The 21,459-nt window shown below is 65.9% G+C and carries 24 protein-coding genes and 1 tRNA gene; 10 read left to right on the top strand and 15 right to left on the bottom strand.

The features are described from left to right. Positions 1 to 39: 39 nt before the first annotated feature. From ACSC1Y_RS05550 to ACSC1Y_RS05540, 3 genes are all read right to left on the bottom strand, one after another. Positions 40 to 1,050 carry a hypothetical protein gene (locus tag ACSC1Y_RS05550; protein WP_435333695.1) on the bottom strand — a complete coding sequence of 337 codons (1,011 nt, stop codon included), beginning with the start codon at positions 1,048 to 1,050 and terminating at the stop codon, positions 40 to 42. Between the two features lie 64 nt (positions 1,051 to 1,114). After that, a complete protein-coding gene (locus ACSC1Y_RS05545) occupies positions 1,115 to 1,453 on the bottom strand; it encodes a ferredoxin (RefSeq protein ID WP_435333694.1) in 339 nt (112 codons plus the stop codon). Positions 1,454 to 1,608: 155 nt separating this feature from the next. Continuing rightward, positions 1,609 to 2,127 carry a peptidylprolyl isomerase gene (locus tag ACSC1Y_RS05540; RefSeq protein ID WP_435333693.1) on the bottom strand — a complete coding sequence of 173 codons (519 nt, stop codon included), beginning with the start codon at positions 2,125 to 2,127 and terminating at the stop codon, positions 1,609 to 1,611. Between the two features lie 110 nt (positions 2,128 to 2,237). On the opposite strand from ACSC1Y_RS05540, the gene ACSC1Y_RS05535 reads away from it, so the two are divergent. Then, positions 2,238 to 3,221 (top strand): succinylglutamate desuccinylase/aspartoacylase family protein, encoded by a 984-nt coding sequence (locus tag ACSC1Y_RS05535; protein WP_435333692.1) that lies wholly within the window; start codon positions 2,238 to 2,240, stop codon positions 3,219 to 3,221. 36 nt (positions 3,222 to 3,257) lie between these two features. Here the strand turns inward: ACSC1Y_RS05535 and ACSC1Y_RS05530 are convergent, their stop codons facing one another. Then, positions 3,258 to 3,665, bottom strand: coding sequence for a cytidine/deoxycytidylate deaminase family protein (locus ACSC1Y_RS05530; protein WP_435333691.1), 408 nt, complete (start codon positions 3,663 to 3,665; stop codon positions 3,258 to 3,260). A gap of 196 nt (positions 3,666 to 3,861) precedes the next feature. Further along, entirely contained in the window at positions 3,862 to 4,926 is a 1,065-nt protein-coding gene (locus ACSC1Y_RS05525; protein ID WP_435333690.1) for an anthranilate phosphoribosyltransferase, read from the bottom strand. Positions 4,927 to 5,071: 145 nt separating this feature from the next. Between ACSC1Y_RS05525 and ACSC1Y_RS05520 the strand changes: the two genes are divergently transcribed. From ACSC1Y_RS05520 to ahbB, 3 genes are all read left to right on the top strand, one after another. Further along, positions 5,072 to 5,425: a hypothetical protein gene (locus tag ACSC1Y_RS05520; protein WP_435333689.1), complete on the top strand. Its 354-nt coding sequence runs from the start codon at positions 5,072 to 5,074 to the stop codon at positions 5,423 to 5,425. Positions 5,426 to 5,568: 143 nt separating this feature from the next. Further along, positions 5,569 to 6,108 (top strand): DsrE family protein, encoded by a 540-nt coding sequence (locus tag ACSC1Y_RS05515; RefSeq protein ID WP_435333688.1) that lies wholly within the window; start codon positions 5,569 to 5,571, stop codon positions 6,106 to 6,108. 67 nt (positions 6,109 to 6,175) lie between these two features. After that, positions 6,176 to 7,210, top strand: coding sequence for a siroheme decarboxylase subunit beta (ahbB, locus tag ACSC1Y_RS05510; RefSeq protein ID WP_435333687.1), 1,035 nt, complete (start codon positions 6,176 to 6,178; stop codon positions 7,208 to 7,210). 116 nt (positions 7,211 to 7,326) lie between these two features. On the opposite strand, the gene ACSC1Y_RS05505 is transcribed toward ahbB, so the two are convergent. The 4 genes from ACSC1Y_RS05505 to ACSC1Y_RS05490 form a co-directional block, all read right to left on the bottom strand. After that, on the bottom strand, positions 7,327 to 7,584 hold the full coding sequence (locus ACSC1Y_RS05505; RefSeq protein WP_435333686.1) for a DUF8006 family protein: 258 nt from the start codon (positions 7,582 to 7,584) through the stop codon (positions 7,327 to 7,329). Between the two features lie 49 nt (positions 7,585 to 7,633). After that, on the bottom strand, positions 7,634 to 7,861 hold the full coding sequence (locus tag ACSC1Y_RS05500) for a DUF7996 family protein (protein WP_435333685.1): 228 nt from the start codon (positions 7,859 to 7,861) through the stop codon (positions 7,634 to 7,636). Between the two features lie 178 nt (positions 7,862 to 8,039). After that, positions 8,040 to 11,198 carry an FAD-binding and (Fe-S)-binding domain-containing protein gene (locus ACSC1Y_RS05495; protein WP_435333684.1) on the bottom strand — a complete coding sequence of 1,053 codons (3,159 nt, stop codon included), beginning with the start codon at positions 11,196 to 11,198 and terminating at the stop codon, positions 8,040 to 8,042. A gap of 191 nt (positions 11,199 to 11,389) precedes the next feature. After that, positions 11,390 to 11,530, bottom strand: coding sequence for a hypothetical protein (locus ACSC1Y_RS05490; protein ID WP_435333683.1), 141 nt, complete (start codon positions 11,528 to 11,530; stop codon positions 11,390 to 11,392). 378 nt (positions 11,531 to 11,908) lie between these two features. Here ACSC1Y_RS05490 and surE point away from each other — a divergent pair, with 378 nt between their 5' ends. Further along, a complete protein-coding gene (gene surE / locus ACSC1Y_RS05485; RefSeq protein WP_435333682.1) occupies positions 11,909 to 12,694 on the top strand; it encodes a 5'/3'-nucleotidase SurE in 786 nt (261 codons plus the stop codon). Positions 12,695 to 12,711: 17 nt separating this feature from the next. Here the strand turns inward: surE and ACSC1Y_RS05480 are convergent, their stop codons facing one another. From ACSC1Y_RS05480 to ACSC1Y_RS05470, 3 genes are all read right to left on the bottom strand, one after another. Continuing rightward, on the bottom strand, positions 12,712 to 13,329 hold the full coding sequence (locus ACSC1Y_RS05480) for a hypothetical protein (protein ID WP_435333681.1): 618 nt from the start codon (positions 13,327 to 13,329) through the stop codon (positions 12,712 to 12,714). Between the two features lie 189 nt (positions 13,330 to 13,518). Then, a tRNA-Ile gene (locus ACSC1Y_RS05475) sits at positions 13,519 to 13,592 on the bottom strand. A 75-nt stretch (positions 13,593 to 13,667) separates the two neighbouring features. Continuing rightward, the gene (locus ACSC1Y_RS05470) at positions 13,668 to 14,225 is read right to left on the bottom strand and encodes an FxsA family protein (protein WP_435333680.1); all 558 of its coding nucleotides are present in this window, start codon (positions 14,223 to 14,225) and stop codon (positions 13,668 to 13,670) included. A gap of 79 nt (positions 14,226 to 14,304) precedes the next feature. Here ACSC1Y_RS05470 and ACSC1Y_RS05465 point away from each other — a divergent pair, with 79 nt between their 5' ends. Further along, positions 14,305 to 15,957, top strand: coding sequence for a DUF255 domain-containing protein (locus tag ACSC1Y_RS05465; RefSeq protein WP_435333679.1), 1,653 nt, complete (start codon positions 14,305 to 14,307; stop codon positions 15,955 to 15,957). 72 nt (positions 15,958 to 16,029) lie between these two features. Further along, positions 16,030 to 16,833, top strand: a complete 804-nt coding sequence (locus ACSC1Y_RS05460; protein ID WP_435333678.1) for a TrmB family transcriptional regulator — start codon at positions 16,030 to 16,032, stop codon at positions 16,831 to 16,833. A 15-nt stretch (positions 16,834 to 16,848) separates the two neighbouring features. On the opposite strand, the gene mptA is transcribed toward ACSC1Y_RS05460, so the two are convergent. Then, positions 16,849 to 17,781, bottom strand: coding sequence for a GTP cyclohydrolase MptA (gene mptA, locus ACSC1Y_RS05455; protein ID WP_435333677.1), 933 nt, complete (start codon positions 17,779 to 17,781; stop codon positions 16,849 to 16,851). A gap of 66 nt (positions 17,782 to 17,847) precedes the next feature. After that, positions 17,848 to 18,672, bottom strand: a complete 825-nt coding sequence (locus tag ACSC1Y_RS05450; RefSeq protein ID WP_435333676.1) for an NAD(+)/NADH kinase — start codon at positions 18,670 to 18,672, stop codon at positions 17,848 to 17,850. Between the two features lie 288 nt (positions 18,673 to 18,960). Here ACSC1Y_RS05450 and ACSC1Y_RS05445 point away from each other — a divergent pair, with 288 nt between their 5' ends. The 3 genes from ACSC1Y_RS05445 to ACSC1Y_RS05435 are packed head-to-tail and all read left to right on the top strand — an operon-like array spanning position 18,961 to position 20,868. Further along, on the top strand, positions 18,961 to 20,217 hold the full coding sequence (locus ACSC1Y_RS05445; protein ID WP_435333675.1) for a KaiC domain-containing protein: 1,257 nt from the start codon (positions 18,961 to 18,963) through the stop codon (positions 20,215 to 20,217). 46 nt (positions 20,218 to 20,263) lie between these two features. Beyond that, positions 20,264 to 20,509 (top strand): amphi-Trp domain-containing protein, encoded by a 246-nt coding sequence (locus tag ACSC1Y_RS05440; protein WP_435333674.1) that lies wholly within the window; start codon positions 20,264 to 20,266, stop codon positions 20,507 to 20,509. Further along, a complete protein-coding gene (locus ACSC1Y_RS05435; RefSeq protein WP_435333673.1) occupies positions 20,506 to 20,868 on the top strand; it encodes a hypothetical protein in 363 nt (120 codons plus the stop codon). The genes ACSC1Y_RS05440 and ACSC1Y_RS05435 overlap by 4 nt, the downstream gene beginning before the upstream one ends. Positions 20,869 to 20,983: 115 nt before the next feature. Here ACSC1Y_RS05435 and ACSC1Y_RS05430 read toward each other — a convergent pair whose 3' ends face one another. Next, complete coding sequence (locus ACSC1Y_RS05430; RefSeq protein ID WP_435333672.1) at positions 20,984 to 21,415, bottom strand: universal stress protein; 432 nt, start codon at positions 21,413 to 21,415, stop codon at positions 20,984 to 20,986. Positions 21,416 to 21,459: the final 44 nt, after the last annotated feature.

The raw sequence follows: 21,459 nt of genomic DNA, 5'->3' as shown, positions 1-21,459 counted from the left end.
CGAGGGCCCAACTCCCGCTCTAGATACGGTGGAAGACGGTCAGACGACGTGGGTGACCGTCGCAAACGTCTCGCCCTCACGTCTGAACGAGACGTCGACAGCCTCGTCCTGGAAGACGCTGTACTCTTTTCCTTCGTCGGTCTCTGCGTCGCTCGCCTGCAGTTCGTCGGCACCTCTCTCGGGGTCGAGCTGTGTGGGTCCGAGCGGTCCAGCCTGTTTCACGTCGGTGACGTCGAACCATGGACTCTCGTAGATGGTGAAGCCCTGTTCGGGAACCCGATACCGCACCCTGACCGACGTCGCGGTGTCGTAGTCGGTGATCGTCGCGATGACGCCTCGATCGGCGTGAACACCGTCGTCGTCGCGGTCCACCGGCCCTCGCCTGAAGTCGACGGAGACCGGCGCACCGCGCTGGTCTGTGGCGGTAGTCGACTCCGTCGATTCGCTACCGCCGCTCCCGACCACGTGCGTGATGGTCCCGACGACCTCTCCGTCTCGCCTGAACGAGATGTCGACCGCCTCGTCCTCGAAGACGCTGTACTCTTTCCCCTCGTCCGATGCGGCGTCACTGGCGTGCAACTCGTCGGGTCCTCGGTCGGGGTCGAGCTGAGTGGGTCCGAGCGGTCCCGACTGCTTCACGTCGGAGACGTCGAACCAGGGACTCTCGTAGATGGTGAAACCCTGTTCGGGAACCCGATACCGCACCCTGACCGACGTTGCGTCCGCGTAGTCGGTGATGGTCGCGATGACGCCCCGGTCGGCGTGAACACCGTCGTCGTCGCGGTCCACGGCGCCACGTTCGAAGCGGACGTCCATCGGCACGTCCCCTGTATCCACCTCCGTCTCCTCGTTCCCTCCCGTCGTCGTCTCGTCAGTCGGTTCGCTGGCTGTCGGTTCGTCGGTGGGCTTGTCATCCGTCGATTCGTCAGACGCGTCCTGGGTCGTGTCGTCACCTTCGACTGGTGAACTAGCCTGTTTCCCCTCCTGCAGTCGGAGACACCCGGTGGCAGACAGCATCGACAACCCGGAGATAAACGTGCGACGTCTCATCGAGGTTGAATCTCACAACCAGCGACAAGAAGTTCACGATAGCAACAAGAAAATCCTCGTGTCGCTACCAGTCCACGCTCAGCGTCCCGTCACCGTGGGGGTTCGGGGCTATCTCCTCGTCCGTGCGGCGGTCGACGACGTGAATGATTCCGGTTCCCTTCTTCGCTGGACATGCCGCTGCCGCCTTGAGGTTGTGTTCCAGCTCGTCCTCGTCGAAGAAGTACTCCTTCGGCCGGGCGAGGGCGGTCGTGATGTCCATCTCCCAGTTCGAGGAGACCTCGGCGCACTTGCCCGCGCCGAAGCATTTGTTCGCCTCGAAGATTATCTTGTACGGCTTCTCCTCCACCGGCGGGGCGTTCGCCTCGCCTATCTCGCTGGGGACGTGGGCATCGTCGTCGCTCATGTGCAGTGCGTCGGGACCCGACCACCTTTCGTCTGACGGTTGGGGTCGCTATCCGACGAAGGAATCCCAGGCGTCGTCGCGAGAAGGCAGTCCAGACTGTCGTCGTGACTGTTCGTCTACGATACTGAACGAAAATACTGGAGCTGTGAGGCCGCTCAGTTCTCGTGAACGTCGATGGACTCGATGACGACGTCCTTCGTCGGCTTGTCGCGGGCGTCGGTCGGCAGGCTACCGATCTCCTCGACGACGTCCATCCCGTCGATGACCTTGCCGAAGACGGAGTGCTTGCCGTCTAGGTGCGGCGTGGCGTCGAGCGTGATGAAGAACTGGCTGCCGTTCGTGTTCGGGCCGGCGTTCGCCATCGAGAGGACGCCGGGGCCGTCGTGGCTCAGGTCCTCGTGGAACTCGTCGTCGAACTGGTAGCCGGGGCCGCCGCGGCCGGTGCCGGTCGGGTCGCCACCCTGGATCATGAAGCCCTCGATGACCCGGTGGAAGATGACGTCCTCGTACAGCGGTTCGCCCTCGATTGTCTCGCCCGTCTCCGGGTCGCTCCAGGCCTTCTCGCCTGTCGCGAGACCGACGAAGTTCTCGACTGTGCGCGGGGCGCGCTCGTCGTACAGCTCGACCTCGATGTCGCCGCGATTCGTGTGGATCGTCGCAGTCAGGTCGCTCATACGCCCACCGACGGACGGCGGGAGGGAAAACGTTGTGGATTGCGCACTCTGGAACGTCGGCGTCGGGAGACGGACACCCCCGTGGATTCAAGACCCATCGAAGCGAAGACATGAGCCGAATGACCCGCTCGGCACGGCACCGGCGAGACCGCGTCACGCTCGCCCGCCTCCCCTCCGGCGTCGAGGTCGCCACCACGGTCCACCGGTACCAGGGACCCGACGACGGCCCGACAGTCTACGTACAGGCCGCCCAGCACGGGCGCGAGATAAACGGGACCGAGGTGTGCCGGCGGCTCCACGACGAACTACCGACGACGCGACTCGCCGGGGAGGTCGTCGTCGTTCCGGTGGCGAACCCGCTCACGTTCGACCGCGTCTCCTACACGATGCCCGAGGTGCTCGACTCGGTCAACCCGAACATGAACCGGGTCTGGCCCGGGGACTCCGGTGGGACGCTCCATCAGCGGATGGCGGCGGCGCTCTGGGAGTACGCGAACGAGGCAGACGTCATCGTCGACCTCCACACCGGCAGCCCCGAGATGCTCACGCACACCGTGTTCAGAGAGGGCGACGAGACCGCCAGAGAACTCGCAGAGGCGTTCGGGACGTCGCTCTTGCTCGCCGAACAGGCCGGTGACGACGCACCCGATGCGTGGCACCGGCGGCAGTTCGACGGGAAGCTCCGGGTCGCGGCCGCGGCCGAGGACATCCCCGCCATCACGCCCGAACTCGCGCACAACAAGCAGATAGTCGAGGACGCGGTGACGACTGGTGTGCGGGGCGTCCTCAACGTTCTCCGTCATCTCGAGGTTGTTCCCGGACAGGTCATCCCCCCGGGAGAGCAACGGATGGCACGGAACCACCTGGGACGGATCTCTGCGGCGGATTCGGGCATGTTTCGTCCCGAACCGTCGCTCACGCTCGGCCGGGAGGTGCGTGCGGGAGACCCGCTCGGAACGGTCTACGACCCGACGACGTACGAGGTGCTCCAGCGAGCGGAGGTCGACCGGGATGGAATCCTCTACGCCATCACGAAGGAGGCGACCGTGACCGGTGGAGACCGGCTGGCGAGCGTGGCGGTTCCACTCGAGTGAGTCGGTACTGCCGTCCGCGGAGCGGAAAGTGAGTTCTCAGCGACCCGGGAGCAGGTCCGCGACGGAGGCCTTCTTGACGTCGTCGCCGTCTCGGCAGACGATGTCGAGTTCGACGTCGTAATCGTAGAGCAGTTCACGGCAGGCGCCACAGGCGCTCGTCACCATCGGCTCGTTCGATGGGTCGTCTCCCGGATACCGGACGGCGGCGGAGAGGTCGAAGCGTGTGTACCCGTCGTGTATCGCGTTCGCGATGGTGACGGCCTCTGCGTGGATGCTTGCGTTTCCGATTCGCGAGTTGACGTTCACTGCAGTGTATATCTCGCCGGACTCCGTGCGAAGAGCGGAGGCGACGTCGTGTCGTTGTGGATGGAATCGTTCCTCGAGACAGGCTTCGGCCTCTCGGATGAGTTCGTAATCCGCAGCGTACAGTGAGCGAGTATCCATGCCCCCGATTCGCTGGAGGGGGACTAAAATCCCCCCGTCAGCGGTCCGTCGTATCCGCTTTCTCGCAACTGGATACCTCTCACCGGGCCGAGGAACGGGTCGGCCCGATGGACGGACCGGGTCGTGCTAGCCACAGGTGGCCGGCGACCCGGTGGAACGTCGTCCAGAAACCGAAAATCGGGAAGAACGGTCGCGCTCAGAAGTCCCGGAGGTCGTCGAGGACGGCCTCGGCGTCGCCCGACGTGATGACCTCGCGGGCCGTCTCGAGTCCCTCGTCGAGGCTCTCGACGTCGTCACGGGCGTACATCCGGAACGCCGCGTTGAGAGCGACCGCGTCCGCGAACTGGTCGTCGCGCTCGCCGGCGAGCACTTCCTCGGTGATACGGGCGGAGTCGGCCGCCACGTCGTCGACCGAGAGGTCCTCGCCCTCGAAGTCCATGCCGAACTCGGCCGTCTCTATCTCGTAGTCGTCGAGTTCGTCGCCGGCGTATTCGGCCACCTTCGTGTAGCCGGGGCGGATATCGTCGTAGCCCTCCATCCCCTGGAACATGACGACCTTGCCGACGTCCATCGCCTCGCTGGCGGCGAAGGTGTCACAGACCTTCTTCGCGAAGGCGAGGTGGTAGAACGAGCCGAGGTGGACGTCCGCGTTGGCCGGGTTCGCGAGCGTCTCGATGGTGTTGACGAAGGTGCGGACGCCCATCTGGTCGCGGCGCTCCCAGAGCGCGTGGATACCGGGGTTGAAGTTGGGCTGGTAGTAGAAGCCGAAGCCGGTCTCGTCTACCATGTCCGCGGACTCCTGCGGTTCGAGCTCGGTCCGGACGCCGAGTTCGTCGAGAACGTGCTTGTAGGCGTCGTGCTTCTGGGTCGGCACCCGGTCACCGGAGTGGGCGACGACGGGTGTCCCTGCTGCGGCAGCGACGATGCCGGCCGCGACGCCGAAGATGGCGGTCCGACCCTTCCCGTCGTAGTTCGCGCCGCAGTCGACCGGGTCGGAGTCGGGCTCTGCCGTGACGACGGACTCCTCGCGCATCACGTCGGTGTAGGCGGCCAGCTCCTCGGGGTTGTTTCGCTTCCAGCGGTTCGCCAGCCAGAACGCCCCGAGCGTCGTATGGTCGGGCTCCCCACCGAGGATGCGCTGGAACGCCTCGCGAGCCTGCTCGCGAGTCATGTCGTCCGCCGACTTCGGTCCCGAGCCACAGACCTCTGTCATCAGCCGCTTCAGCGGCCAGTCGCCGTACTCGTCGGATTCCGTGGTCATGGGGGTGGCTTGGGAGGGTCGGTCCAAAAGTCGCCCGGTACGCGGCCGAGTCGCGGTCTCGAACGCGGACCGACCGATGGTTTCGCATCCGGCCGCAGCGACCGCGACCCAAGACCCTACCAGTGTCGACTCCGTAGGGGCAGGTATGGTCGACAGAGACCTCGGCGAGGCGGTCATCGTCTACGACGACCCCGACGACGGTACCGTCGAAAAGACGGTCAAGAACGAACACGTCGCCTACTTCCAGGACCACTGGATCGTCAAGACCGGTGAGGACGAGGGTGCGGACCTGGTCCGGCGTATCCCCGTCCAGCGCGTCCACTACGTCGAACGGTCAGTCGAGGAGTTCGAGAACGAGGTCAGCACGCTCCGCGACCAGGTGCAGTCCGTCGCGGACGACCTCCGCTCGAAGTTCCTCGGCGGCGACGACCGGGGCGATTCCGACTCCGAACCGCTCCGCATCGACGTCCAGTCCGAAGAGGACGAGCGGTCCAGCTGACCGGAACCGGAGACGCACCAGCTGACCGGCAGCAGAGACGCACCCCAATCGACTCTTCCGCGCCGATTCGTCACTTATCGACCGCCTAGTCCTGGCTTTAGCGCCCGCGTAGCAAGGAATATGGGGACCCGACGTACTCGTGAATGGGTTCGAACCGAACACGTCGTCGCTTCCTCGAACTCCTCGGCGCCGGCTCGGCCGTCGCCCTCGCGGGCTGTACCGGCGACTCGTCCAGCGAGTCGACGAACACGTCGGCGACCGACCAGGCCACTGGCACCGAGGCAGCGACAGACACCGAGACGACAGAAGAGACCACCAGCGAACCCGAAGAGAAAACCATGAGCACCGTCTTCCACTTCGCCAAGCCGCCAGAGGAACAGAACCACGCCGTCGCGAACGTCGCAAACCTGCTCGCCGACGAGTCGACGGAGGTCGAGAACGTCGTCCTCGTCGCCAACGGACGGGGTATCTTCCTGCTGAGCAAGGAACACTCCGAGCAGACGGAGAAAGTGAAAGAGCTCATCTCGAAGGGCGTCTCCTTCCGCGCTTGCGAGAACTCGATGGAGGCACTGCAGGTCTCCGAGGACGCCCTCATCGACGGCGTCGAAACAGTCCCCGCGGGTGTCGGTGAACTCACGAAACTGCAGGCAAGAGACGGATACGCGTACATCGAGACCCCGTAGGAACCTCGGCACACGCTCCCGACCCGGCTTCGAAACACGTACCTACTGCTTCTCCCTAGAGCCGCCAATGAGTACACCGTCCGGCGACTGGCGAGCCGACCTCGACGACGTAGACGCACACCTCGTCGACGGCTTCCAGTCGGGGTTCCCAGTCGAGGCGCGGCCGTACCGCGCCATCGGCGAAGAACTGGGCGTCACCGAAGACGAGGCGTTCGACCGCGTGCGTCGACTCCGCGACAAGGGTGTGTTCCGACGCGTCGGTGCGGTCCTCAATCCCCCGGTCATCGGCTCGTCGACGCTGGCAGCCGTTCAGGCACCCGAGGACCGATTCGAGGAGATCGCCGCGGTCATCAACGGCTACCGGCAGGTCAACCACAACTACCGTCGGCAACACGAGTGGAATATGTGGTTCGTGGTGACGGCAGGCTCGCAGGCGAAGCGAGACGAAATCCTGGCCGAAATCGAGACGCGAACCGGCTGCGAGGTGCTGAACCTCCCGATGCTGACGGACTACTACATCGACCTGGAGTTCCCGGTGGTGAACACGGACAGGTTCGCCCGGGAGTCACTGGAGTCGACCGAGGTCTCCGCGACACGCATCTCCGAGTCGGCTACGGGCGACCTCACCGAAGTGGAAGCCGAGCTGCTGCTCGCCATCCAGTCCGGTTTCCCGCTCTCGAAGACGCCCTACGCCGACCTGGCGGCCGACCTCCGGGTCGAGACCGACGAGGTGCTGGCGGCTATCGAACGACTCCGCGAGGGTGGTTGCATCAAGCGCATCGGCTGCGTCGTCAATCACGTCGTCACGGGCTTCTCGAACAACTGCATGGTCGTCTGGGACGTCCCGGACGAGGAGCTCGACGAGCGCGGACTCGCCGTGGGCGAACTGCCGTACGTCACGCTCTGCTACCACCGCCCGCGCCGTCCCGGGCAGGACTGGCCGTACAACCTGTTCACGATGATACACGGGCGCGAGGCGTCGGCCGTCGACGAGAAGGTGGACGAACTCGCGACGGAGTACCTTCCGTTCGACCACGAACGACTCTACTCGACCGAGACGCTGAAACAGACGGGCGCGCAGTACGACGACCTGCTCTCGTAAGGACGGCTACCGGTCGCTGAATCTTCGTCACGTCGGCCCGGATTGCGAGAGCGACCGCTCGGGGTATCCGACGTGGAAGAGAGAGAATTCGACCGACGTTCGACGCGGTCCGCGGCTCAGCGCTTGCCCGAGACGAACACCATCGGACCGACGACGAGCAGCGCGACGCCGAGGAAGGTGAACGGGAGCGGTGCCAGCGACGCCGGGGTCAGCACGAACAGGGCCCCGAACAGGACGAGGTTGAGACCGATGAGTTTCGTCGACTTGAGCGGGAGCGCCCCGAGGATCGAGACAGCCAGCAGGGCGAGGAGCGCGTGCCCGACGTTGTAACTGAGCAAGAAGTTGTCTATCAACTGCAAGGGGAGCGCGGTCATCCTTGTTCGATACTCCTTACGAAGCGGTCTTAACGCTAACGAAAGGTGTTCACTTGGGCCCGGTGAGGTCGAGCGGACGGATCCACCGGAACCAGAACGCCAGGGCGACGCCGCCGAAGCCCATCACCCAGACGACCGTCCCGAGGGTGCTGTAGCCTGCCTGTGTCAGTGCGTACTTCGCGATTCCCGGGAGGATGACGCCCATGGCGATGGTCAGGCCGACCACGATAGCCGTCGGCGTCGCGACGCTGGAATCAGACGTCGTGTGCTCTGGCATACGAAGACCTACGACTGCGCGAGCGTCAAAGTCACGGTTCGCCTCGCGCCGAGGCACAAGGGGTTGGACGCACGGTGCATACGAACCATGGAGCGTGTTCGTGCGTCCATGTCATTTACTATCATGATTGTCCATAAATACCATGCCTTACAATCGTGTCTCACACGGTCCAGGGTGCTCAAACGAGCGCTTTCGATACCATCTCTATCGGCGTCGGTGGCTCCTCGCTCCCTTCGGCTTCCTCGTCCAGCACGTCCCGGTCACCGAACTGGGTCCGACACGATGCGCCGGGCGCGACGACCCTGCCACCGGAGCTCTCGTCGACCTGTTCGAACAGGATGTTCGCGATGGCCGCGGACATCCCCTGATGTTCGGCCTCGTAGCCGAAGCTTCCGGCCATGCCACAGCAGGTCGAGTCGAGCGGGTCGACTTCGTAGCCGGCCCGGCGGAGGACGCCGACGGCGTGGTGGTCCTTCTTCGTCGCCTTCTGGTGGCAGTGGCCGTGGTAGGTCAGCGTCTCGTCGGGCGCGTCGAACGTGAGTTCGGTATCGAGCTGGAACGCGTCGATGTACTCACAGACCCCGTACGTGTTCGCCGTGAGCTGTTCGACCGACGCACCCGAGAGCAGGTCGAGGTAGTCGGACTGGAGCATGACCGCGTTCGACGGCTCGACGACGACCACGTCCCAGCCGTCACGGACGCGAGGCGCGAGCGCGGCGACGTTCGTTCTGGCCTGCTCGCGCGCCTGCTCGACGAACCCCTTCGACAGGGCCGGTCGGCCGGTGTCGGTCACGTTCGCAGGCACCTCGACGTGGATGCCCGCGGCCTCGAGGACCCTGACAGCGGCCTTGCCCGAGTCCGGGTCGTTGAACTCGGTGTGCGTGTCGGGGAACAGCAAGACCCGCCGGCTTGCCGCCGCCGGTGCGACCCGGGAGCCACCTCGCGCCTCGAACCAGTCGGAGAAGGTCTCCGCGTGGAAGGTCGGCAGGGTCCTGTCGGCGGCGATTCCGACGAGTCGCTCGCCGAGCTTGCGGGCAGGCCCGACCGGCGAGAGCCGGTTCGCGACCGGTGCCAGAGCGCTTCCGACCGCCGACAGGGTGTGGATGTTGGCGAACAGCCTGTCGCGAAGGCTCGCCCCCTCGCGCTGGTGGTACTCGTGGGTGACCTCAGTCTTCAGCTTCGCCATGTCGACCTCGCTCGGACAGTCATGCGCACAGCCCTTACAGCCGATGCAGAGGTCCATGACCTCGTGGACGAACTCGTCGGAGAACGGCTCGTCCTCGGGCAGGTCCCCGCTCATCGCCTGCCGGAGCATGTTCGCCCGTCCCCGCGTCGACGTCACCTCCTCCTCGCTCGCGCGGTAGGTCGGACACATCACGCCGCCGGTCGTCTCCTGCGGGCCGCGACAGCCGCCGCAGCCGTGACAGAGTTCGACCATGCCCTGCATCCCGTTCTCGTTCTCCCACCGGAGGGCGGGCTCGAAGCCGGCCTCGAACTCGTAGTCCGGGCCGCTCCGCAGGTTCTCGGTCATGTCGACGACGGTCGCCCGCTCCGGCACGCTGGGTGGCCGTTCCTCGTCGGGTGCGTAGCCACAGACCTGCCCCGGATTGAGGAGCCAGTTCGGGTCGAACGCGGTCTTCAGCTCGCGGAAGACCGTCCAGAGGTGGTCGCCGTACAGCTTCCGGTTCCACTGGCTCCTCGCTCGCCCATCGCCGTGTTCGCCGGAGACCGACCCGCCGAGCTCCACGACGAGGTCGGTCACCGCGTCGGCGATACCGAACAGCGTCTCGACGCCCTCTACCGTCTTCGTGTTCACGAGCGGGCGAACGTGCAGGACGCCGGGTCCGGCGTGGGCGTAGAACGAGGCGAACGTGCCGTGGTCGTCGAGGATCTCCCGGAAGCCGACGACGAACTCCGGCAGGTTCTCGGGCGGGATGGCGGTGTCCTCGATGAACGAGACGTGTTTCGCGTCGCTCGTGCGCGAGAGCAGTATCGGGAGCCCGGACTTCCGGAGCTTCCAGATCTTCGCCCGCTCGGCCTCGTCGTGCGCCTCGAGGGCGGCGAACGCGCGCGCCGGTTCGCTGGCGTCGGTCGCGGAGCCGTCTCCGTCGCCGGATTCCTCCGAACCGTCCTCGTCGCCGGCCGCCGGCTCTCGTCCGTCTCCAGTCGATGGCAGCCTGTCGTCCAGCAACTCGTCGACACGAGCTTCACCGGACGCGTCGTCGGCGGCGTAGAACTCGACCAGCAAGGTCGCGTTCGTCCCGTCGGGGAGCCGACCCGCGACCTCGGCGAACTCGGCGGTGTCTCGCGCGAGGTCGAGCAGTACCTCGTCGACCAGTTCGACCGCCGCCGGGTCGTGTTCGAGGATGGCGGCGACGTCCTCCATCGCGGTGACGAGGTCCGTGTAGCAGAGCATCGCGAGGGACTTCGTCTCGGGAACCGGTTCGAGGGCGACCTCGGCCTCGGTGACGATGGCGAGGGTCCCTTCGCTGCCACAGACCAGCTTCGCGAGGTTGACGGTCCCCCCTTCGGCGTCCGGTTCGCCGACGTCACGCTCTGACCCGAGAGCGTCCTCGACCAGCCAGTCGAGGTTGTAGCCCGAGACGTTGCGCTTCAGGTCGGGATAGCGTTCCCGAATCTCGGCCGCTTCCTCGTCGACGACCCGCTCGACGGCCGCGTAAATCTGCGCTTCGAGGTCGCCGTCGGGGTCGGCCCGTCTCGCGACCTCGGCCAGCGTCACGGTCTCGAACGTCGTCACCGTCCCGTCCGCCAGGACCACCTCGACAGACTCGACGTAGGCGTCGGTCTTTCCGTACTTCAGCGAGTGCGACCCGGTAGAGTTGTTCCCGATGGCGCCGCCGAGCGCACTCTTGTCGCCCCACGCGGGGTCGGGGGCGAACTTCAGTCCGTGCTCGCCGGCCAGCGTGTTCAGGTCGCCGAGGCGGACGCCGGGCTGTGCCCGGGCGCATCGGCTCTCCGGGTCAACCGAAAGTACGTCGTCCATGTACCGTGTGAAGTCGAGGACGACGGCCTCGTTCACCGTCTGTCCCGCGAGCGAGGTTCCACCGCCGCGGGGGAGCACGGGCAGGTCCTCGGCGGCGCAGTACTCGACCACGGAAGCGACGTCCGCGGTCGACCGGGGAAAGACGACCCCGATAGGGGTCTGCTCGTAGATGCTCGCGTCCGTCGCGTAGAGCTGGCGGGAGTAACTGTCGAATCTGACGTCTCCCTCGACCCGCGCGTCGAGTGCCTCTAGTAGCTCGGGCCGTTCGACGTCCTCGTTCCGGTAGTCGTAGTTCGCCCGACCGTCCGCCGCGGCCGGCCCTTCTGTCGCCATGCCCGGTTCTGCGAACGCGACGACGATAAAACGTGAGCAGGAGACAGCGCGTTGGCGACGAGGAGCCGCCTCCCCGAATACCTCGCGGTAGCCACGTCGTCGGCGTGGCCGTCGACTGCTGTGAGGTGACTCTCACGTCCTGCGGTGAGCTGACCGCCCGGGGATGTATCACCTGACTCCTTCCAGCCGCGTCACTCGGCTCGGTGACTGTCGGCCTTGCCGCGACGCGCGAGGCCGACCAGGGCGAGCCCGGCGCGCTCGAGTGCGTGGTAGTCGTCGCTCGCGACCGCGAGCTGTGCGGCTTCCAGGGCGTTCTGGGCGTCCTGGTCCATGGGGTGAGGTTCGATGGATGGGTACAAAAGGCCGACCCAAGCGGGGTGAAAGTGAAAGTGATTTTCACGCCGAATCGGGCAGAAATATTATATCGGGCCCTGCCGTCCGGCAGTCTGTATGAGCCCGTTCGACAGGGTTCGCCAGGGTTTACGTGCGGTTACGGGACTTCGGCGAACCGGGAAGGGAGGGGAATCTTACGTCTGTCGCTCCTGTGAGACAGGCTTCGAGATGCAACATCACGTCTGTCCCGAGTGCGGCGGATTCAGCGTCGACAGTACGGAGTGGTGACTGCGACGGGGTGAGCGACACGACGAGGGGTGGGCGCCGAGCGGGAGAGACCGATACAGTTGTTCCGTTCGAGCCGTGACTCACGAGCCATGACGCGACCGCACGTGTTGCTCACGAATGACGACGGCATCGACGCCGACGGCCTCGCCGCCCTCCACGATGCGCTCCAGCAGGTCGCCGACGTTACCGTCGTCGCCCCGGCCACCGACCAGAGCGGCGTCGGTCGACGCAAATCCTACACCGTGACCCTCTCGGACCACCCCCGCGGGACCGCAGTCGACGGGACGCCGGTCGATTGCGTCGCGGTCGGGCTCCACCGGTGTGACACGACTCCCGACTTCGTCGTCGCCGGCTGCAATCCCGGCCCGAACCTGGGCGCGCACAAACTTGGCCAGTCGGGAACCGTCAGCGCCGCCATGGAAGCCGCGTTCTTCGGCATCCCGGGAATCGCCATCTCCGCGTACGACCCGGTCGAGGGCGGACTCCTCGAGTTCTCTCCGGAAGACTTCGAACAGGCCGGCCGCGTGAGCCGCGGGCTCGTCGACCGACTCTACCGTGCGTCCTGGCTGGATAACGACTGGTACTTCAACGTCACCGTCCCGACGGTGCCGCCGGTCGACGACGAGTGGCGACTCACCCGACCGGCGGGAGGGTTCGACCGGCGGGTCGTCGATACCGCCGACGGCGAACTCACGTTCGACAACCGGTTCTACGACCCGGTCCGGCCCGACCGAGAGGCCGAACCCGATCCGGAGACTGACCTCGGTGCGTGCGCCGACTGCGTCGTCAGCGTCTCCCCGCTCCAGGCCGGTGCCAACACCGTCTCGCACGAGCGGCTGAGCGAACTGTTCTCCAGCGAGGACCGCGACGAATAGCGAGGCAGAGTCGGCAGCTACAGCGGCACCCACTTCCCCTCGGTCAGCGCGACCGGTGCCGACAGTATCGCTTTCGTCTGGATACCGCGTTCCGTGGTGATGGTCACCTCTGCGTGGTCGCCGCTCCCGAGGCCGATTGCGCCGGAGTCCGCTCCCTCGCGGATCTCGGAGACGGCGATGACGAGGTGGAGCGTGTCCGTCTCGCTGTTCAGAATCGGTGCGGACCCGTCGTGGTCGATGGGTGCCTGCGTCGTGAACGCCGTCGCGTCTGCACCCGCTGCGGACCAGTTCAACGTCCGGTTGACCTCGTCGTCCTCGTACTGGATGGTCGCGTTCGAGAGGTTGGTGCGGTTCATCCCGGCGCCGAGTCGGACCGTCAGCCGGGCGTACGCGACGCTCCCGTCGGAGGCGTTCACGCGGCCGACCTCGTTCGTCACGAGCACGCCGCCGGAGATGTGCTCGAACGCGCCCTCGGTCTCGGTCTGCGCGGTCTGCCGGAGCTGGTTCGCCCCGCCGAGCAGGGTTCCGGAGGCGATGGCGGCCACCGCGACCATCGCGACGAACATGATGACCACGCCGATGGAGACCTGTGACCGGTCGTCCACGCCCGTGGGCACGCGCAGGCCGTCGTCCATTGGCGCAGGTGTTGCATCAGCAGTCACATAGTTCTACCGAGCGTGACTGTGTGGGATGGTGGAAGGTCCGGTGACGGAAGGGGTGGCTCGGGTCGTGGCCGTGGAGGAATCGACTCGGCTTCTAACTGAAGGGGCCGACTCGGATTGTGAACTTCAGTACTCACTACGTTCGCAGTTTCGTAGAGAAAATGGGCCGACTCGGATTTGAACCGAGAGCCTCCACCTTATCAGAGTGGCGCTCAACCTGATTGAGCTATCGGCCCGCCGTCGTTCGCATTTCCGAGTTGTGGGGAGGGAAGTATAAGGGTTTCTTTCTTGCAGCCCTTCGACAGGGGTTCTCACTCCTCGTCGTCGAAGTCGATACGGTACGAATCCTCCCCGAGATCGTACGTGTCCTCACCACCGTCGGTCGAGGAACCGCCCATCTGACCACCCATCGGGCCGCCTGCGCCTTCCGCATCGGAGTCCGGGAAGCCGAACGTCCAGACCTTCCCGGAGGCGAGCCCGCCGGTCTGCTTGTCGAGGTACGGCGTGACGACGTACTTCTTGATGACGAGCCGGATGGGGACGCGGGTGACGGGTATCGTCAGCATCAGGGCGACGAAGTCCGTCACGAAACCGGGCGTCAGGAAGAACGCCCCGGCCGCGATGAGCAGGCCGCCGTCGAGGAGTTCGTTCGTCGGTACCTCTCCCTTCGCGAGCTGGCGCTGTATCTTTCGGATGGTGCGCCGACCCTCGGCGCGGACGAGCAACATCCCCACGAGCGCGGTCACGACGACGAGCGCCGCGGCGATGATGACCGTCAGTTCCGGGAGCCACAGGGTCATCGCCAGCAGCAAGGCGGCATCGAGCGTCGGAATGACGAGCAACAGCCCGATGTACCGGAGCGTTCGCATGGGTGGGTGTATCCACCCAGTACTGAAAGCCCTTTTTCCATCGCGCAACCCTTACGCCGCCGGGGCCGAAGGTCCGAACATGGACGAGTCAGCCGCGAAGACACGTGTCGAGTGGCGCGAGTGGGGCCAGGAGGCGTTCGACGTCGCCAGTCGGGCGGGCAAGCCGGTCCTCCTCTCGCTCTCGGCGACGTGGTGTTCGCACTGCCACGAGATGGACCGCGAGACCTACGACGAACCGCGGATAGCGGCGAACGTCAACGACGGGTTCGTGCCCGTCAGGGTCGACGTGGACCGGCATCCCCGCGTCCGAGACCGGTACAACATGGGTGGGTTCCCGTCGACGGTCTTCCTCACACCCGAAGGGGAGGTCCTCACCGGCGCGGGCTACCTCGGCGAGGCCGGTATGCGCCAGGTTATCGACTCCGTGCGCGAGATGTGGGACGCGAAGGGCACCGCCGCGGGCAGGATTCCGCGAGCCGTGCAGGGAACGGAACCGCCAGCAGGGGAGCTGACGGAGGACATCGAGACGGGCTTCGTCGCCCAGCTGCTCGCCAGCTACGACGAGCGCCACGGTGGCTGGGGCGAGGCGGAGAAGTTCCCGCTCCCCAGAACTGTCGAGTTCGCGCTCAAGCGCGAGCGCGAGCAGGCGTTCCGGACACTCAACGCCATCAGCGCGAACCTGCTCGACGACTACGACGGCGGCTTCTTCCGGTTCGCGACGAACCCCGACTGGAGCGACACCCACCACGAGAAGGTGCTCGACGTGAACGCGGCGCTGGTCCGGGCCTTCTCGAACGCGTACCTCGCCTCCGGGAAGGAGGAGTTCCGCACGCCCGCCGAACGCGGCGTCGATTTCCTCACGACGACGCTCTGGACCGGCGAGGCGTTCGCCGGCAGCCAGGCCGCTGGCGAGGGGAGCAGTTACTACACGCTGGACGCGAGCGACCGCGAGGACGCCGAGGCCCCGCCGGTCGACGAGACGGTCTTCGCCGACTGGAACGCGCTCGCCATCGACGCGCTCCTCACGTACTACGCCTACACCGACGAGGAACGCGCCCGGCAGTTCGCCGAGCGCGCACTCGATTACGTGACGACTGAACTGGTCGACGACGGTGTCGTCACCCACTTCACGGCGCCGGATGCAGCTGAGGAGGCAACGCCCGAAACTGGTCTGCTCGTCGACCACGCGCGCGTCGTCAGCGCCCTCACGACGGCCCACCAGATGCTGGGTGCGGACACTCTCGAGACCGCTCGCGCGGTGGCCGACCACGCCATCGAGACACTCCGCGCCGGCGACTCCCTCGTCGACGGCCCGCTCGCCGGTGCCGGACTCGTCGACCAGCCGCTTCGACCGCTCGACGGGAACGTCGAGCTCGCGGATGCACTCATCGACCTCTCGCTCGCGACCGGGGACGACGAGTACGGCGACGTCGCGCGAGAGACCCTGGCCGCCTTCGCCGGCGCCGCGGACCGCTTCGGCGTCCGGGTCGCCGCCTACGGGTCGGCCGTCTCTCGCGTGCTGAACGACCCTCTCGTGCTCGCCGTCGCGGACGACCCGGGAAGCGACCTCCACCGCGCGGCGCTCCGGATGGCCGACCACGAGAAGGTCGTCCTCCCCGACGCCGAGCGCTGTCCCGAGGAAACCGCCGTGGTCGTCCGCGGAGACACGGTCAGCGACCCGGCGTCCTCCCCGCAGGAGCTCGCCGAGCGTGTGTCCGCGGCGATGGACTGAGCGCGGCCGCCGGCGTGCGGCTGGTACAAACTACCGCAGTGTTTATGGTTGTCCACTCCCCTTCGGTTTATTATGGCGAGCCTCAGGGACCTCGGGTTGTCGGAGTACGAAGCGAGAGCGTACCGAGCACTGCTCAATACGGGTCCCACAACCGCGAAAGAGTTGTCTCGCGCGAGCGACGTCCCGATGGGCCGCATCTACGACGTCCTCAACAGCATCGAACAGTACAACCTCGTCCGTAGCCAGACGGCGAGCCGTCCGAAGAAGTACGTCGCGGTCGAGCCCGCGACCGCGCTCGACCGGCTGCTCGAGGACAAGCGGCGCGAACTGGAGGAGAAGGCCGACCAGTACCAGTCCATCGTCGACGAGCTCTCGGAGGAGCTCGACGCCGCCGAGCCCGTCGAAGAACAGTTCTGGACTGCCGCCGTCGGCCAGGAGGAGACGACCGACCTCCTGCTGGAACGGCTCACCGCCGCCGACCGCCACATCATCATGGTCGCCTCGACGCAGTCGCCGCAATTCGACGTGAGCGAGGTCGGCGAAGAGATAGTCGAACACCTGGAGGAGGCGCTCGAACGCGGCGTCGAGATCGACGTCCTGCTCACCCGCGAGATGGTCGAATCGTTCTCCGAAGAGGTCGGCCGCCGCTACCGCGAGCGACTCTCGGGTGACCCGGACTTCAAGGTCCGGACGAGCGAGAACGTCACCGGGACGTTCAATCTCATCGACGACGTCGAGTGCGTCATCCAGGTACCGAATCCGCTCGGCTCGGGCGAGACCTTCGCGATGATAGACCTGAAAGACCCCGAGTTCGCGACGAACGTCTACGACGAGTTCAAGCCGACGTGGGACGGTGCGGAGCCGCTGAGTTTCTGAGAAAGGCTGTCGTCTCTACTGCTCCCCGTTCAGTTCCTTCCGCAGCTGTGCCATCTCCACCAGTCGCTCGGCGTGGGCGTTGTGCTGGTGGATGGACTCGTCGTTCGACTGTTTCATGTGCACGACCGCGTCGTCCGGGAGGTCGGGGAACGTGTCGACGACGCCCTCGGCCATCGCCCGGACGCAGTCCTCGACGAACTTCGCGTCGGCGTGGGCCTCGTAGGTCATGTGGTCCTCGTCGGGCCGCTTGGCGAGGTTGTAGATGCGCGCGGACATCGAATCGCGTGCGATCTCGACGATGTCCATCAGGTCGACGTCCGGTTCTCCGTCCGCCTCGATGGTGATGGTGGCGTGGCCGCGCTGGCTGTGGCCAGGCTGGGGGACGCGGTCGAGGAACTCCTCTCTGACTCCCTCTTCGACGCCGAGGTCGTCCAGTACGCGGCGGGCGCGGGCGGCGGACATGCCCTGCGAGCAGGGGCAGACCGTCATCCCGACGACGTGGGCACCGATCTCCTCGCGGGTTCCCTCGTCCGTCGCGGTCGCGCTGGCGATGATGTCGATGGTGCTCTGGGTCTCGAGGTCGGAGGCGGGCGTCTGCTCTCGCATCACGAGTTCGGCTTCCATCCGGACCTCGGCCTTGCTGGTGTAGTCGTGCTTTTCGAGGAGTCGCTCTGCAGCGTCGCCACAGACGTCCTCGACTCGGCTGACCTCCTCGCGGGTGGCGGCCTCGAGCGTCTCGTCGATGACTTCCATGTTCCGAGACATGTCCGCTCCCTTGCGCCAGGAGGGCAGGTCGACGAACACTTCGAAGTCGGCCATCAGGACGATGGGTCGCTTATCGTCGCGGTGGAGCTTCACGAGTTTCTCGACGCCCGTGACCCCCACCTGACTCAGCCCGACGGTCACGTCGGGGCTGGACGCTTGCACGTCCGGTAGCTTGTCGCTCATTAGCCGAAGGGTAGGTGAGGAGTCGATTAGGGCTTTCGAAAGTCGGGTCGATTGCCCGTCCCCCCGTCAGTCGAGCTTGTTGAGCGCTTTGAAGAACTCGCCCGGCGGGCCGGCCATCCGGACGGGCGTCTCTGCGTTCTCGACGCGGATGGTCGCCGGCGGCTCGATGCGCCGTTGCGCCCGCCCGTCGCTGATGACGAAGCCGTGGTCGGCGTCGTCGATGCGAACCTCGACGGTGCTCTCGGCCGCGGTGACGAGCGAGGGCATCGGGTCCGAGGCGCACATCTCGGTGACGACGAGGCCGTCGACCTCGGGTCGGATGAGCGGCCCGCCCTCGCTCAGGTTGTAGGCGGTCGAGCCGGCTGGCGTCGCGACGAGGACGCCGTCGGCTCGGCTTCCGGTGTACAGTTGGCCGTCGACGCGAACCTCGAAGGACGCGCCGTTGCCGTGCCCGCGCTGGGGGCTGTGGACGACTATCTCGTTCACTGCGGGGTCGAGCGTCCAGTCGTCTCCGCTGGCCTGGAGCCGCATCATCTCTCGAATCCGCGGCCGTCCGGCCTGTTCGATGTGGTCTATCTCCGATTCGACGACGTCGACCGCCTCGTCTGGCGAGACCGCATTGAGGAAGCCGACTTCGCCGAGATTGACGCCCATGATCGGTGCAGTTCCTGCCCCTCGAGCGGTGTAGAGGAACGTGCCGTCTCCGCCGATGCTGACGACGAGGTCGCAGTCGCGCATCGCGGATGGCGGGACCCCAGCCACACCCAGTGCGCTGGCGGTCGCCTCGTCGACCAGTACCGTCACGTTACGTTCGCCCAGCATCTCGCGCAGCTGCTCGGCGAGATGTTCCGCGCGGGCGTTGTCCTTCTGGGCGACCAGTCCCACCTGCATGTCCTCGGCTTCCCGCCACGGAACCAAAAATCCCACCGACACCGTCGGGCCACAGCAACAAGGTTAATTTAGGCGGGGGGCATTGCTTGTGTCAGACGAGCCATCGGTCACCGAGCGACTGCACCTGTGGCTCACTTACGCAGATGCTCACTGTCGAACCGTGCCAGACCGGAGCAATCACAGCCCGTCGACCAGACGGTGGTCTCCTTCGCGACGGGAGGCGGGTGGCCCTCGCGGCGGAACGTGAGCGGCGCTCGACATCCGGGCGTCTCGCCTATGGAGGCAATCATGAGTGAAGACGACTGGTTCGAACGCGCGATTCGTGACCGACAGAAGCGAGAGTCGTCGGACGACGGAGATACTGAACCCGATGGAGCCGATGGCGGGAGCGACGCGACCGAGTCGGATTCTCACGAAGCGACCCGTTCGGATTCGACGGCCACCGGAGGGCTCGACCCAGGCGCGACCACGACTTCGAGCGATGCTGAGTCTTCTGCTGATTCCACAACCAACGGTACCGGGCTGGCCGCCGACTCTGCCCCAGCTGGCGATACCGGGCAGCCCGGCGATGCGGGTTCAGCGGGACGCGCTGGCGGTGCCAACGACGGGTCCGGGTCGCTGTTCGATGGTGACTTCAGCGCCGCGATGGAGGACGTCGAGCTCCCGGACCTCGACGGGGACGACGATGGGACCGACTTCTCGATGGGCAGCTCGCTCGGGGATGACGTCGACGACTTCGGGATGGGCGGCGGAGACATCGACTTCGGGGGCGGCTTCGATGCCGGTGGTGGCTTCGGGGGTGGCGGCTTCGGAGGTGGCGGCTTCGACGACGACGAGTTCGAATCGGACCTGCCGCGAATCGACCTCGGAATCACGGGTCTCGACCAGATGATACTGGGTGGCGTCCCCGAACGCTCACTGATGGTCGCCATCGGTTCGGCCGGGACCGGCAAGACCACGTTCGGGATGCAGTTCCTGAACCACGGGATGCGAAACGGCGAGCGCGGTATCTACATCACGCTCGAGGAGAGCCACGAGCGCGTAATCGACTCCGCGACGGAGAAGGGGATGCCCTTCGACGAGTACCTCGAAGAGGACTTGCTCGCGGTCGTCGACCTCGACCCCGTGGAGATGGCGAACAGTCTCGCTTCCATCCGCTCCGAGTTGCCGCGGCTCATCGAACAGTTCGGTGCGAGTCGGCTCGTGCTGGACTCCGTCTCGTTGCTCGAGATGATGTACGACGAGCGAGCCACTCGTCGGAACGAGATCTTCGACTTCACACAGAGCCTCAAGGAGTCGGGAATCACCACGATGATGACCTCCGAGGCGAGCGAGGACTCGCCATACGCGTCGAGACACGGTATCGTCGAGTACCTGACCGACGCCGTGTTCATCCTCCAGTACGTCCGACCGTCGGACTTCCGGGAGACGCGTCTCGCCATCGAGATACAGAAGATACGGGACGCGAATCACTCCCGCGAGACGAAGCCCTACGAGATAACCGATACCGGCATCTCTGTCCACCGACAGGCGAACATCTTCTAACTGTCTGGGGTGGGAAACTACCAGGCTAGAGTGAGTACGGTCGGGTATGGCGGACAAGACCACGTCCAGTGAGACGCTGACACGAAGCGAGCTGGCATCGCACCTTCGAGAACTGGCGGACCGATTCGAAGAGGAGAGCGAGTCGGTCACCATCCCAGTCGGAAACAAGAGCGTCACGGTCACTCCGCCCGCCGAGGTCGGGTACGAGGTTACCGTAGTGGAGCGGTCGTCCCTGCTTCGCGGGAACAAGGAGTCGATCGACCTCGAACTCTCGTGGAAGGGGACGCGATGAGCCTCGCCGATTCGCTCGTCGTCTTCCTCGTGAGCTGGCTCGTCGGGACTATCGGTATCCTGGCGGGCGTTCGCCTCGTCGTCGACCGCGACAGCGGGTTCCCGAACGCTGCGATCACCGCGCTCATCGGTGCCATCGCCTGGGCCATCGTGAGTTTCTTCGTCGGCTGGATACCGCTCCTGGGCATCGTGCTCACGCTCGTCGCCTGGGTCGGCGTCATCAACTGGCGATACCCCGGCGGCTGGGGTTCGGCGGCCGGCATCGGCATCGCGGCCTGGCTCGTCGCCGTCGGCATCATCTGGGCACTGTCGGTCCTCGGCGTCGTCACTCCGGACGTGCTCGGCATCCCCGGTATCTGACGTCGGGGATACGGGCGGTGACGAATCGACTGGACGCCGGAGAAAGAGACGGTACCGTCGAGGAGCCGCCGGGCAGCGTTCCAGGAGGCCGACCCAGCGAGGTTCGGGAGTCGGGTCAGCGGACGACCGTGACCGGACAGTCAGCCTGACGGATGACCGTCTCGGCGACGCTTCCGAGGAGGATTCGCGAGACACCCGACCGACCGTGGCTTCCCATCACGATGTGGTCGCAATCGTGCTCGTCGGCGTACTCGACTATGAGCCGAGCGGGCCGGCCGACCACGGTCTGGGTCTCGATATCCCTCCCGGCAGCGTCTGCGACGCGCTTCGCGTCAGCGAGTCGCTCTGCCGCTTCCGATTTCGCGTTCTCGTACCACTCCTCGGGGAAGTTCGGCATCGAGAACCCTCGCCGGTAGCCGGCCTCTGCCGGGTCGATGATGGTTAGTATCGTCATCCGTCCCGCGTCGTCGAACTCCGTGAGGGCCAGGTCGAGTGCGGTCGTGGACTGTGGGGAATCGTCGTAGGCGACGAGGACGTGCTCGGCCATTGGTATATTGTAGCACACGGTGCTGGTTAAATCGAACCCCTCGA

The organism is Haloarchaeobius lipolyticus (assembly GCF_051208015.1).
Classification (GTDB): Archaea; Halobacteriota; Halobacteria; order Halobacteriales; family Natrialbaceae; genus Haloarchaeobius.
This window is presented reverse-complemented; position numbering and strand designations above follow the sequence as displayed.